This window comes from Luteimonas sp. RIT-PG2_3 (assembly GCF_054902115.1).
Genome location: NZ_JBUBPF010000012.1, coordinates 29,011 through 41,492, shown reverse-complemented (window position 1 = coordinate 41,492; position 12,482 = coordinate 29,011). Strand labels below are relative to the sequence as shown.

Below are 12,482 nucleotides of genomic sequence, written 5' to 3'. Positions count from 1 at the left end.
ATCCATGCCGGCAGATGCGACTCGGCCGGGCGCGGGGTGCTTCGCTGCAACCGTCGACGGTCAGGCTTCGAACCGTTTGACCCACGCGAGGTAGGTATCCAGCCATGTCTGTACGAAGTCCCGGCTGCCTTCCGCGAGGCTGCCGTCCTTGCCGAGGACGCTGTCGGCCTTCAGGAAGGCTTCGGGCTGGCCCAGCGTCGGCATGTCGAGATAGGCCAGTACGGTCCGCAGGTGCTGCTGGGCGCAGGCGCTGCCGATCGCGCCGACCGACACGCCGATGATGCCCGCCGGCTTGCCCGCGAATGCGCTGTCGCCGTACGGGCGCGATCCATGGTCGATCGCGTTTTTCAGCACGCCCGGCAGCGAGCGGTTGTACTCGGGTGTGACGAACAGCACGCCATCGGCCTCCCGGATCGCCTTCTTCAGGCGTTGGGCGGCGGCTGGCTGGTGGTCGTCGTCGTCCTGGTTGTACAGCGGCAGATCGTCGATCTGCAGGCGTTCGAAACTGACGCCCTTGGGCGCGAGCGTCGCCAGTACGTCGGCCAGCTGGGCGTTGAATGAGGTCTTGCGCAGGCTGCCGACGATGACGGCGATCTTCAGGGCCATGTTGGGCTCCGTTTTGCGTTGGTCAGAAAGGACATGCTGTCGTCACCGGCGTTAACCCGGGGTGTTGACGATGTGGATGCGGGCCGCGCTTCGCCGGCCGGTCGGCGTGACAACCCGCAACAGGAGCGGCGTGATGAGTCCCACCCCCATGTATCCCGGCGTCTATGTCACCGAGACACCCCGTGCGGTCCGCACGATCGTGGCCGTGCCCACGTCCATCTGCGCGTTCATCGGTCGCGCGTCCCAGGGTCCGGTCGCAGTGCGAGGCGACGCACCTCGGATGGTGTTTTCGTTCGCGGACTACCAGCGCATCTTCGGCGGCCCTGACGAGGCTTCGATGGAGCATGCGGTCCGGGACTTCTTCGCCAACGGCGGAACGCAGGCGCTGATCGTCCGCCTGTACAGGCCGCCGGAGGTGCCTGATGCTGCCGATGGCGATGCGGCGGCCCAAGCGGAGGGCGAGGACGATGCTGCGGTCGGCAACATCGACCGCGATGCCAGCGACATCGGCGCGCCGCTCCACGATGTCGACTACACCGGCGCGGGCTTCGATGCGCTGCGTAGCGCGGATCTCTTCAACCTGCTCTGTATTCCGCCCGATCTGGCCGATGGCGATACGTCGCCGGCTGTCTACCGCAGCGCGCTGGCCCTGTGCGTCGAGCGGCGGGCGATGCTGTTGGTCGATCCGCCGGCAGTATGGGACGGCGTCGAGGCGGTGACCGACGAGGGCGAACGCGGGCTGCAGGCCCTGGGGTTGTCGGGAGAGGCGGGGCGCAATGCCGCGCTGTACTTCCCGCGGCTGCGGCAACGCGATCCGCGCGATCCGACCAGGATCTCGACGCGTGTGCCTTGCGGCGCGACGGCGGGTGTCATTGCCCGGATCGACACCCAGCGCGGTATCTGGAAAGCGCCAGCGGGACTGGACGCGTCCCTGGTCGGGGTGGATGACCTCGCGGTCCAACTGGACGATGCTCAGAACGGGGCGCTCAATCCACTCGGCGTGAACTGCCTGCGGCGGTTTCCCGTGGCCGGAAACGTCATCTGGGGTGCGCGGACGCTACGCGGCGCGGATCGCCATGCCGACGACTACAAATATGTGCCGGTGCGACGCCTGGCGCTGCATCTGCAGCACAGCATCGAACGGGGCGTGGTGTGGGCCGCCTTCGAGCCCAACGACGCGCTCCTGTGGGCACAGTTGCGCCTGAATATCGGCGCCTTCATGCAGGGCCTGTTCCGTCAGGGTGCGTTCCAGGGCGTCAGCGCGCGGGATGCATATTTCGTCCGCTGTGATGCCGGAACCACGACGCAGGGCGATATCGCTCGTGGTGTCTGCAATATCGTCGTCGGGTTCGCGCCGCTGAAGCCTGCCGAATTCGTGGTGCTGCAGATCGCCCAGGCGGCGGGTGGCACCTGATGCAACCTGTGGGTGCCGCTCTTGAATGCGCTACATGCTTCATCAGCACTTGGCTTAAAAGCACGCGAAGTATGAGCCGGGGCCGCAGCCGGAGCTGCGGCGGCTCGATCATGCCTCGCGTAGCGTACCGATCATGCGCTTGTAGTCGCGCCGGTACTGTCCCGCGAGTTTCGTCTTCTGGGATGCACTGAGGATCTTGCCGGAGACCTGGAAGAACTTGCGTTCCTCCTCGCGCAGGTGGTGGTGTACCTTCTTCGACAGCTCGCGCGCCTTGTCCAGCCAGGCATCGCCAGCAGGGTCGAGCTTGTGCACGTCCTCGATCAGTTCGTCGATCTCATGGTGCTCGTGCAGCGCATGCCGGCTGGCATCGAGCCCACCATCGTCCATCAGCATCGGCGCGTACAGATAGCGCTCTTCCGCGGCCTCGTGGGCGTGCAGTTCCACATGCAGCGCCTTGAACAGGCTGATCCTGTCCTGGGTGCCGGGCTTGCTGCGCAGCATGCGCCGCAGCAGGTCGCGCTGGCGCTCATGGCTTTCACGCAGGGCGTCGTACAACGATGCGGTCATGGATGGCATTCCTCCCGGAGCGAGGTGATCAGAGACGATGCAGGCGCGGGTCGGGCGACAGGTCGCCTTCGCGACCGCCGTCGTCGACATCCGCCCCGGTGAAGGCGGCAAACGCCATCTGCGTGAACGCGGCGACCTTGCCGTGCTTGGTCTCCCAGTAGTGGCCGCCATCGACGGTCACCCCGATGATGGTGACGTTGGGGTCGTCCTTGCCCTGCTCGAACCAGGCATCGGCGAGCTTGGTCCAGTGAGCGTCGATGGTGGCGCGGTCGTCGAAGATGCGGGCCACGCCATGCAGGGCCATGTATTCGGCCTTGCCCTCGTTCTGGAACGTCAGCGCGACGCGTGGATCCTGTGCGATGTTGGCATTGCGGGTGCTGTTGCGTCCGCTGATGAACCACAGCGTCGCATTGTCGTCCACGTCCTGCAGCGACATCGGCGTGATGTCGGACGGGTGTGCGTTGACGTCGGTGCTGAACAGGCAGGTGCGCGAATGCTCGGCCAGCGTCTTGAGCTTGTCGATCGCGGCGGGGCCTGACAGGTCCTGGACGGGCTGGTGTTCGATGTCGGCCATGATGTGTTCTCTGATGAGGGTGCGGGCGGGAGCGGTTGACGCGATGCGATGGACCACCGATGAGGGGGCCGCTACCAGCGGCTCGCCAGAGAGCCTCGATGCGAAGTGAAGCGGGACCGGTGCGCGTGAACCGCAATGTGTTGCAAGCGCCGTGAATCCCCCGTCAACGGCGACGGTGGTCTGCAGGTGAAGTCTCCGTCACCCCGGCGGTGCTTAACTTGCGCACCTGATCGACGGCGGATGGCGGCATGGACCTGAAGAGCGGCTATCCCTATTGGGCCATCAACAGCGGTCTGATGCAGGCCTTCCCGGTGCTGGAGGCGGACACGCGGTGCGATGTGGTCGTGGTCGGCGGTGGCATCACCGGCGCGCTGATCGCCGATGAGCTGGCGCGTGGCGGCCACGACGCGGTGCTGCTGGAGCAGCGCGATATCGGCTGGGGCAGCACGGCAGCAAGCACCGCGCTGCTGCAGTACGAGATCGATACCCACATGATCGACCTGGCCCGGCAATACGACGAAGACACCGCCGTGCTTGCCTATCGCGCCTGCGTCGAGGCCATCCCGATGTTGGGACGCCTTGCCGGACAGGTGCGCGATGTCGGTTTCTCGCCGATGCAGAGCCTGTACTACGCAAGCAAGCGCCGGCACCGGCCTGTGCTGCAGGAAGAGTTCGAACTCCGGCGACGGCATGGCATCGATGTCGAATGGCTGGAGCGCGATGCCTTGCATGCGCGCTACGGAATCGATGCGCCTGGCGCGATCCTCAGCGCAACCGCCGCACGCATGGATCCCTATCGCATGACCTGGCGCCTCTGTGGGCGCCTGCAGCGGCAGGGTAGCCGCATTCATGACCGGACCTGCGTCAGCCAGATCGACACCACCAGTCGCGGCGTGCACTTGCGCACCACGTCGGGCGCCAGCATCCGCGCCGCCCATGTTGTGCTGGCCATGGGTTATGCCAACCAGCAGTGGTTGCGCAAACGCGTGGCCAGCAACCGCAGCAGCTACGCATTCATCAGCGATCCTGTCGACAGCGACGCGCTCGGGGTCCTGCGCGACACGATGGTGTGGGAATCCGCGCGTCCTTACCTCTACCTGCGCACCACGACCGACGGTCGCGTGCTGGCGGGCGGAGAGGACGACAGCGTCGACGTGCCGGCCAGGCGCGACCGCCGCGTCGAGAAGAAGGCGCGGGTGCTGATGAAGAAGGTCGGGAAGCTGTTCCCGGGGATCGACCTGCAACCGGCGTTCTCATGGGCCGGCACCTTTGCCGAGACCGCCGATGGCCTGCCGTTCTTCGGGCCGCATCCGCAATGGGGGCCGCGCGTGCACTTCGCGATGGCCTATGGCGGCAACGGCATCGTCTACTCGATGCTGGGCGCCGGATTGTTGCGCGCGGGCATCGAGCGACGTGCGCATCCATTGTCTTCGTTGTTTTCGTTCAAGCGGGTTGGCATCGGCTGAGCGCAATGGAAGACGGAGTGCGCTGATCCGCCGTCGCCGATCGGCTCTCGATCAGATCGTGGCTGCTCGATTGGATGATTTGACGCGACCTGACGCGAGGTGGCGTGGCGGAAGTCAATGACATGAATGCACAGTTCTCTCCATGAATACGCGTTGCGCATGACATGACGCTGCGGTCTTGATTCACGGCCGCACGCGCAAAGCGCAACCGCACTTCATGCACATCGCCGTCGCGTTCATGAATCGTCACTCGAATGTCCCGTACAGGGCGTCGTGATTTCACGCGGCGATGTCATGTGTCGGGACATGCTCCACCCACATTCCCGTTCTGGAGCACGTCATGAAGAAGCGCACCCATCGCATGATCTCGGCCACCACCGCATTGCTGGTCGCGGGCGTTGTGTCGTCGCCGATCGCGTTCGCACAGGATCATCAGGCGCATCCGGCCAAGGATCATGCGGCCACGGCGGATTCTGAGCAGCCGGTCAGCGACACCTGGATCACTACCAAGCTCAAGGCCGATCTCCTGACCACGTCGGACATCCCCGCGACAGATATCAAGGTCGAGACCGTCAATGGCGTCGTCAGCCTGTCGGGCACGGTGCAGAGCCAGGCGCAGGCCGACAAGGCGGTCGATGTCGCCAAGATGATCAAGGGCGTCCGCGACGTCAACGCAGCGCAGCTGCGCGTGGTGGCTGCGGCCAAGTAACGCATCCTTCTCAGCACCGCCATGGACGCCTCCAGCGCCAGTGCTGGGGTTCCATGATCGACCACGCGGGCGCCTTTTGGCGCCCGCGTGCATATGCGGCATCTCCCAATCGAATCGAATCCAATCGAAGGACGTCCCATGTCTGCGAAAGAATCCAGGACGAAGCCATCCGGCGCTTCTCCATCAAAGACGACGTCACCCCCGGCAACGTCGTCACCCGCATCGCAGCACGCGGCAACCGATTCCGCAGCTGGCACGCGCGATGTGGCCGGCGACGCCAGCAACGGGTCCAAGAGCCCTGCTGCAAAGCCGACACAGGTGGAGGTCAGGGCGGCGGCCGGCGACGCGGTCTCGCAGCAACGTGCCATACAGCGCGGCATCGATGCCGGCGCGTCGGAAAAGCGTGGCGACGACAAGACAGCCGGCAAGGCTGGAAAGGGCAAGCAGGCCGGCGGCGCAACGAAGCAGCTATCCGGCACCGCGATGCAGGCGGGTCCGCGCAAGCAGCCGGAGAACCCGATGCCAGCGCAACACCTGCAGAAGCCGGGCCACGAACATGCCCTGGCGCTGGCGCCACGCTTTCTTGCGCCGGACTATCGTGGCAGCGGAAAGCTCGACGGGATGGTCGCGCTGATCACCGGCGGGGACTCCGGCATCGGCCGCGCCGTGGCGGTCCTGTTCGCGCGCGAGGGTGCGGATGTCGCGATCGCCTATCTCGACGAGCAGAAGGACGCCGAGGACACCTGTCGCCAGATCGAGAAGGAGGGCGGTCGCAGCCTGATGATCGCTGGCGACGTCAAGGACCCCGCATTCTGCGTGCGCGCCGTGGCCGCGACGGTGGAAGCTCTGGGCGGACTGGATGTGCTGGTCAACAATGCCGCCTTCCAGCAGCATGCACTTTCGCTGGAGGACATCACCGATGCGCATCTGCAGGAAACCCTGCAGACCAACATCGCCGGCTACATCCACATGGCGCGTGCTGCGTTGCCCCATCTCAAACGCGGCGGATCGATCATCAATTCCGGTTCGCAGACCGGACTCTTCGGCAGCGCTGAGCTGGTCGACTATTCCGCCACCAAGGGCGCGATCCATGCGTTCACCAAGGCGTTGGCATCGAACCTGATCGAGCGCGGCATCCGCGTGAATGCGGTCGCGCCTGGCCCGGTCTGGACACCGCTGAATCCCGCGGATCGCCCAGCCGATGACGTCGCGAAGTTCGGTGCGTCCAGTCCGATGAAGCGCCCGGCGCAGCCCGAGGAACTGTCCCCGGCCTATGTGTTCCTGGCATCGCCCGCGTGCGCGTCGTATATCAATGGCGTCGTCCTGCCGGTCATGGGCGGTCCGCATCCATGAGCGGCGCGCCGGTGTCGCGTCGGTCGCGTCGCCGCCATGTGGGGGGATGTGTTTGCCGATGATGGTGTTCGGGAATGATTCGCGTGCAGGGCGGGCCTAGACCTCGCCATGAGTGACGCGTTACGGCACCCCGCGCTGCCGCACTGCGGTAAATGTGTGCCGTCCAGCACATCTGTCAACATTGGTCCGGCGAACACAGGCGCTGCCGGTATACGGCCCCAGGCGATGGCGCTATGTTGCCCAAGGGGAACGACGGCAGGGGTGTTGTCGCTTGATGGAAATGACGGGGACGTATTCGCCATCGTTGGTCATGGCGTCGTATCTGGTCGCGTCGATCGCATCGTTCGCCGCGCTGAACATGACCGGGCGCATCACCGCCAGCCGGGGCAGGGTGGCGTACTGGTGGCTGGGCGCCGGCGGACTGGCGATGGGCACGGGTATCTGGTCGATGCATTTTATCGGCATGCTCGCGTTCCAGCTGCCGATCCCGCAAGGTTACGATCTTGCGATCACGCTGTATTCGCTGACGATCGCGATCGCGGCGTCGACGTACGCACTCTGGCTGGTGACGCAGGCGAAATTGCCGCGTGCGCGGCTGGCCGGCGGCGCGGTGATCATGGGCGCGGGCATTGCCTTGATGCACTATGTCGGCATGGCGTCGATGCGGATGGAGCCGGGCATCGATTACCGGCCCGGCTGGTTCGCCTTGTCCATCCTGATTGCGATCGCTACTGCGGGTGCCGCGCTGTGGATTGCCTATGCCCTGCGCGACGAAGGCCCGCGGCAGCGCCGCAACCGCATGCTGGCCGCGATGGTCATGGGCATCGCGATCGTCGGCATGCATTACACCGGCATGGCCGCGGCGCGCTTTCCGGAGGGCAGCATCTGCGGCGCCGCGCTCGGCGATGGCGTCTCCCGTGAAGCCCTGGCCGGCGTCATCGGCATCTGTACCGCAGCGATCCTGAGCGCGGCGATCTCGATCTCCGCGGTCGACCGTCATCTCGAGGAGCGCAACTCGCGGCTGTCGCGTTCGCTGCACCAGGCCAACGAGAAGTTGACCTACCTGGCGCTGCACGATCCGTTGACCGGACTGCCGAACCGCCTGCTGCTCGAGGACCGGTTGAACCAGTCCATCGAGACCGCGCGCCTGACGCGGACGCGTTTCGCGCTGTTGTTCATCGACCTCGATGGCTTCAAGGGCGTCAACGATGCTTTTGGCCATCCGGCAGGCGACCGCCTGCTGTCGCATGTCTCGCATGGCATCCGCGCCAGCCTGCGCGCACAGGACACGGTTGCGAGACTGGGCGGGGACGAGTTCGTCGTGCTGGTCGCGATCAACGATCCTTCCGACGCGGCATCGGTCGCCGAGAAGGTGCGCGAGCAGGTGGATGTCCCGCTGATGCTCGATTCCGGATCGGTGCAGGTCAGCGCAAGCATCGGGATCGCGGTGTACCCGGAAGATGGTGAAGCACCGCGCGACCTGCTCGCCAATGCCGACGCGGCGATGTACCACGTCAAGGAACAGGGCCGCAACGGCTACGGCTTCTTCGAGCCGCAGATGGACCTGGGCGCACACGCGCAACTGGCCCTGATCCAGGACCTGCGGCTGGCGGCAGGGCGCGACGAGCTGTTCCTGCAATACCAGCCGAAGGTGGACGCGCGCGATGGCGCGCTGGTCGGCGTCGAGGCCCTGGTGCGCTGGCAGCATCCGCGGCGTGGCCTGGTGGTGCCGGACATCTTCATTCCGTTGTCGGAGAAGCACGGCCTGATCATCGAGATCGGTCGCTGGGTGCTGGACGCGGCCTGCGCGCAGATGACGCGGTGGCGGCTCGCGGGCATGCACATCCCCAACATCGCGGTGAACCTGTCGCCGATCCAGTTCCGCTCGCCCGATCTCGCAATGCAGGTGCGCGACACCCTGCAACGCCATGGCCTGCCGGCGACCGCGCTGACGCTGGAGATCACCGAATGCGCGACGATGCACGACCCCGAAGCCAGCCTGGCGATCCTGCAGCAACTGGTGGATACCGGCGTGCGGATCTCGATCGATGACTTCGGCACGGGCTATTCCAGCCTGGCCTACCTGAAACGCCTGCCGGCGCACGAGTTGAAGATCGATCGTTGCTTCGTGCAGGACATCGCCGAAGACCAGCGCGATGCCGCGATCGCCACGACCGTGGTGGCGCTGGGCCGCAGCCTGGGCCTGGATGTCATCGCCGAAGGTGTCGAGACCGCCGAGCAGCGTCGCATGCTGTGCAGGATCGGCTGCACGGCACTGCAGGGCTTCCATATCAGCCACCCGCTGATGCCCGATGTCCTCGAACAGCGTTGGGGACCGGTCATTGCAGCGCAGCAGCGTTCCGCCGGTATGCCCGTCGTGGCATTCGACTGGGAACCTGTGGCCTGAGGTCGGTCCGCTGCCGGACGATGATGCCGTCGACCCGATGCCGGCTGGGGCGAGGGCGCCGGCGCAACCGCAACCACACACGAAAGAGCCCTGCATCGCAGGGCTTCTCCGTCATTGCATGGCATGCCGCGTCGTGCGGCCCTGCCGGCGCCCCTGTCGGCGGGCGCAGGCGCTGGACCGGGTGGCTCAGGCTTCGGCTTCGTCCTTGAACGCGTCCACCGGAATGCAGCTGCAGAACACGTTCTTGTCGCCGTGCACGTTGTCGACGCGTGCCACCGGCGGCCAGTATTTCTGCTGGCGCAGCGTGGCCAGCGGAAACGCGGCCAGTTCACGCGGGTAGGCATGCGTCCACTCGCTGGCCGCGACCACGTTGGCGGTATGCGGGGCGTGCTTGAGCGGATTGTCCTCGCGATCCAGGCGGCCATCCTCGACCGCGGCGATCTCTTCGCGGATCTGGATCATCGCGTCGATGAAGCGATCCAGTTCGTGCAGCGATTCGGACTCGGTGGGTTCGACCATCAGCGTGCCGGCGACCGGGAAGCTCAGCGTCGGCGCGTGGAAGCCGAAGTCGATCAGGCGCTTGGCGACGTCTTCGGCACTGATCCCGGTGCGCTTTTCCAGCGGACGCAGGTCGAGGATGCACTCGTGCGCGACCAGGCCGTTGCGGCCGGTGTACAGCGTTTCGAAGTGCGGCTCCAGGCGCTTCGCGATGTAGTTGGCGTTGAGCAGCGCGACCTGGGTCGCCTTCAGCAGGCCGGCCTGTCCCATCATCGCGATGTACATCCACGAGATCGGCAGGATGCTGGCGCTGCCGTGGGTCGCCGCCGACACCATGCCGACGTGGCCATCCTCGCTGCCATGCGCGCGCGGCAGGAACGGTGCCAGGTGCGCCTTGACCGCGCAGGGGCCGACACCGGGACCACCGCCGCCGTGCGGGATGCAGAAGGTCTTGTGCAGGTTCAGGTGGGACACGTCAGAGCCCCACTTGCCGGGGCGCGCCAGGCCGACGAGGGCATTGAGGTTGGCGCCGTCGGTGTAGACCTGTCCGCCGTGCTGGTGGACGATCTCGCAGATCTCGACAACGTCTTCCTCGAACACGCCATGCGTCGACGGGTAGGTGATCATCAGCGCGGCCAGGCGCGACGAGTACTTCTCGGCCTTGGCGCGGATGTCCTCGACATCGACGTTGCCATTGGCGTCGCACTTGGTCACCACGACCTGCATACCGCACATCTGCGCCGATGCCGGGTTGGTGCCGTGGGCCGATTCCGGGATCAGGCAGACGTCGCGCTGGTCGTCGCCGCGCGACCGGTGGTACGCGCGGATCGCCAGCAGACCGGCAAACTCGCCCTGCGCGCCGGAGTTGGGCTGGAAGCTCACCGCGTCGTAGCCGGTGATGTCGACCAGCATCGCTTCCAGGCCGTCGACCAGTTCGCGGTAACCCTCGGTCTGGTCCGCCGGCGCCAGCGGATGGATGTTGCCGAACTCCGGCCAGGTCACCGGAATCATCTCGGCGGTGGCGTTGAGCTTCATCGTGCACGAGCCCAACGGGATCATCGTGCGGTCCATCGCCAGGTCCTTGTCGGACAGGGCGCGCATGTAGCGCAGCAGCTCGTGCTCGCTGTGATGGGTGTTGAAGACCGGATGTTGCAGGAACGCGGTATCCCGCAGCAGGCCTGCGGGCAGGGCATCGCGGGTGGCGCGGTCGAGCGCATCGATGTCGGCGATCTCGACGCCGAACAGGCGGGCCAGTGCGACCACGCAACGGCGCGTGCTGGTTTCGTCGAGGCTGATGCCCACGCTGCCGGCGTCGAACGCGCGCAGGTTGATGCGTGCATCGCGCGCCTTGGCGTGGATCGCGGCGGCATCGATGCCGGTGACGTGCAGGGTATCGAAGAAATCCGGGCCGACGGTGATGCCGGCCGAACGCAGCGCGTCGGCCAGGATCGAGGCCAGGCGGTGGGTGCGGCGCGCGATGCGCAGCAGGCCTTCGGGGCCGTGGTAGACGGCGTACATCGAGGCCATGACCGCCAGCAGCACCTGCGCGGTGCAGATGTTGGACGTCGCCTTCTCGCGGCGGATGTGCTGCTCGCGGGTCTGCAGGGTCAGGCGGTACGCGGGGTTGCCCTGGGCGTCGAGCGACACGCCGATCAGGCGGCCCGGCATCGAGCGCTTGTAGGCATCGCGGCAGGCCATGAACGCGGCATGCGGACCGCCGAAGCCGAACGGTACGCCGAAGCGCTGCGAGTTGCCGATGACGATGTCGGCGCCCCAGCTGCCCGGCGCCTTGATGACGGTCAGCGCCAGCAGGTCGGTCGCGACCGAGACCAGGCCGCCGCGCGCATGCACGGCGTCGGCGATCGCGGCATGGTCGCCGATCTGGCCGAAGGTGTTGGGGTACTGCAACAGCACGCCGTAGCTGTCGACGCTGGCGGCATCGCTGGCCGGGCCCACGTGCAGCTCGATGCCGAGGCCGTCGGCGCGCGTGCGCAGCACTTCCAGCGTCTGCGGGTGGACGTCGTCGGCGACGAAGAACACGTTGGACTTCGACTTCGCCGAGCGCTTTGCCAGCGTCATCGCCTCGGCGGCGGCGGTGGCCTCGTCGAGCAGCGAGGCATTGGCGATGTCCATGCCGGTCAGGTCGGCGCACAGCGTCTGGAAGTTGATCAGCGCTTCCATGCGGCCCTGCGAGATCTCGGCCTGGTACGGCGTATAGGCGGTGTACCACGCCGGGTTTTCGAGGATGTTGCGCAGGATGACGTTCGGCGTATGGGTGCCGTAGTAGCCCTGGCCGATGAAGCTGCGGAAGACCTGGTTGCGGTTGGCGACGGTGCGGATCTTGGCCAGCGCTTCCTGCTCGGTCATCGGGTCGGGCAGCGACAGCACGCCGGTGGGCTTGATGCTGTGCGGCACGATCGCATCGGTGAGCGACTGCAGGGAGGCCTGCCCGACCACCTGCAGCATCTGCGCGATCTCGGCATCGTTGGGGCCGACGTGGCGTTCGATGAAGGCGTCGTGGTGTTCGAGTTCGGACAGGCTGGAAGCGGAGTGCGGGGCGTTGGACATGGCGGGTCTTCCGGGAGGGGCTATGGAAAGCCCCGCGATCCACCCGTTGCCATTTCGATCAGGCCGGGAACCCGGGTCGGGCCTGACGGGCCGGACGCCATGGGGTTTCCGCCTGCGCGAAAACGTCGGGCAGGAGCGCGGTGGCTTCTGCGGCGCCCCTCTGTCCTTTTGCCTGAGAGTTTGGAGCCAGCCAACGGGTGTCCCCGGCGGTCTGCCTCGTGCCCCTTCGGCGCCGGTTCCGGCGTTGCCGGTCGGTCTCTCCAGAGTGTTGTTGCTGCGGTGGTACTCGGGCCTGAGCGATTACGGGCGTTTGCGCCTTC

9 protein-coding genes and 1 riboswitch are annotated in these 12,482 nt (G+C 66.3%); of the genes, 5 read left to right on the top strand and 4 right to left on the bottom strand.

Translation table 11 applies throughout. From position 1 onward, the window contains the following. Positions 1-60 precede the first annotated feature (60 nt). Complete coding sequence (locus ACYX7E_RS16095; protein WP_462081614.1) at positions 61-606, bottom strand: NADPH-dependent FMN reductase; 546 nt, start codon at positions 604-606, stop codon at positions 61-63. Positions 607-739: 133 nt separating this feature from the next. On the opposite strand from ACYX7E_RS16095, the gene ACYX7E_RS16090 reads away from it, so the two are divergent. Continuing rightward, on the top strand, positions 740-2,020 hold the full coding sequence (locus ACYX7E_RS16090) for a phage tail sheath family protein (protein WP_462081613.1): 1,281 nt from the start codon (positions 740-742) through the stop codon (positions 2,018-2,020). 108 nt (positions 2,021-2,128) lie between these two features. Here ACYX7E_RS16090 and ACYX7E_RS16085 read toward each other — a convergent pair whose 3' ends face one another. Both ACYX7E_RS16085 and ACYX7E_RS16080 read right to left on the bottom strand, forming a co-directional pair. After that, entirely contained in the window at positions 2,129-2,587 is a 459-nt protein-coding gene (locus tag ACYX7E_RS16085; protein WP_462081612.1) for a hemerythrin domain-containing protein, read from the bottom strand. Between the two features lie 28 nt (positions 2,588-2,615). Continuing rightward, positions 2,616-3,161, bottom strand: coding sequence for a pyridoxamine 5'-phosphate oxidase family protein (locus tag ACYX7E_RS16080; protein WP_462081611.1), 546 nt, complete (start codon positions 3,159-3,161; stop codon positions 2,616-2,618). Between the two features lie 248 nt (positions 3,162-3,409). Here ACYX7E_RS16080 and ACYX7E_RS16075 point away from each other — a divergent pair, with 248 nt between their 5' ends. The 4 genes from ACYX7E_RS16075 to ACYX7E_RS16060 all read left to right on the top strand — a co-directional run bounded on the left by ACYX7E_RS16075 (position 3,410) and on the right by ACYX7E_RS16060 (position 9,096). Further along, positions 3,410-4,627 (top strand): NAD(P)/FAD-dependent oxidoreductase, encoded by a 1,218-nt coding sequence (locus ACYX7E_RS16075; RefSeq protein WP_462081610.1) that lies wholly within the window; start codon positions 3,410-3,412, stop codon positions 4,625-4,627. Positions 4,628-4,967: 340 nt separating this feature from the next. Further along, the gene (locus ACYX7E_RS16070; protein ID WP_462081609.1) at positions 4,968-5,336 is read left to right on the top strand and encodes a BON domain-containing protein; all 369 of its coding nucleotides are present in this window, start codon (positions 4,968-4,970) and stop codon (positions 5,334-5,336) included. A 138-nt stretch (positions 5,337-5,474) separates the two neighbouring features. Beyond that, positions 5,475-6,689: an SDR family oxidoreductase gene (locus tag ACYX7E_RS16065; RefSeq protein WP_462081608.1), complete on the top strand. Its 1,215-nt coding sequence runs from the start codon at positions 5,475-5,477 to the stop codon at positions 6,687-6,689. Between the two features lie 310 nt (positions 6,690-6,999). Continuing rightward, complete coding sequence (locus ACYX7E_RS16060; RefSeq protein ID WP_462081607.1) at positions 7,000-9,096, top strand: putative bifunctional diguanylate cyclase/phosphodiesterase; 2,097 nt, start codon at positions 7,000-7,002, stop codon at positions 9,094-9,096. Positions 9,097-9,282: 186 nt separating this feature from the next. Here ACYX7E_RS16060 and gcvP read toward each other — a convergent pair whose 3' ends face one another. Further along, the gene (gcvP, locus tag ACYX7E_RS16055; protein WP_462081606.1) at positions 9,283-12,162 is read right to left on the bottom strand and encodes an aminomethyl-transferring glycine dehydrogenase; all 2,880 of its coding nucleotides are present in this window, start codon (positions 12,160-12,162) and stop codon (positions 9,283-9,285) included. Positions 12,163-12,312: 150 nt separating this feature from the next. Then, positions 12,313-12,436, bottom strand: a riboswitch (glycine riboswitch). Positions 12,437-12,482 lie beyond the last annotated feature (46 nt).

Coding starts and splice junctions, on each gene's coding strand:
- ACYX7E_RS16080 (WP_462081611.1), bottom strand. CDS start 3,161: ATGGCCGACATCGAACACCAGCCCGTCCAGGACCTGTCAGGCCCCGCC.
- gcvP (WP_462081606.1), bottom strand. CDS start 12,162: ATGTCCAACGCCCCGCACTCCGCTTCCAGCCTGTCCGAACTCGAACAC.
- ACYX7E_RS16090 (WP_462081613.1), top strand. CDS start 740: ATGAGTCCCACCCCCATGTATCCCGGCGTCTATGTCACCGAGACACCC.
- ACYX7E_RS16070 (WP_462081609.1), top strand. CDS start 4,968: ATGAAGAAGCGCACCCATCGCATGATCTCGGCCACCACCGCATTGCTG.
- ACYX7E_RS16095 (WP_462081614.1), bottom strand. CDS start 606: ATGGCCCTGAAGATCGCCGTCATCGTCGGCAGCCTGCGCAAGACCTCA.
- ACYX7E_RS16065 (WP_462081608.1), top strand. CDS start 5,475: ATGTCTGCGAAAGAATCCAGGACGAAGCCATCCGGCGCTTCTCCATCA.
- ACYX7E_RS16060 (WP_462081607.1), top strand. CDS start 7,000: ATGGCGTCGTATCTGGTCGCGTCGATCGCATCGTTCGCCGCGCTGAAC.
- ACYX7E_RS16085 (WP_462081612.1), bottom strand. CDS start 2,587: ATGACCGCATCGTTGTACGACGCCCTGCGTGAAAGCCATGAGCGCCAG.
- ACYX7E_RS16075 (WP_462081610.1), top strand. CDS start 3,410: ATGGACCTGAAGAGCGGCTATCCCTATTGGGCCATCAACAGCGGTCTG.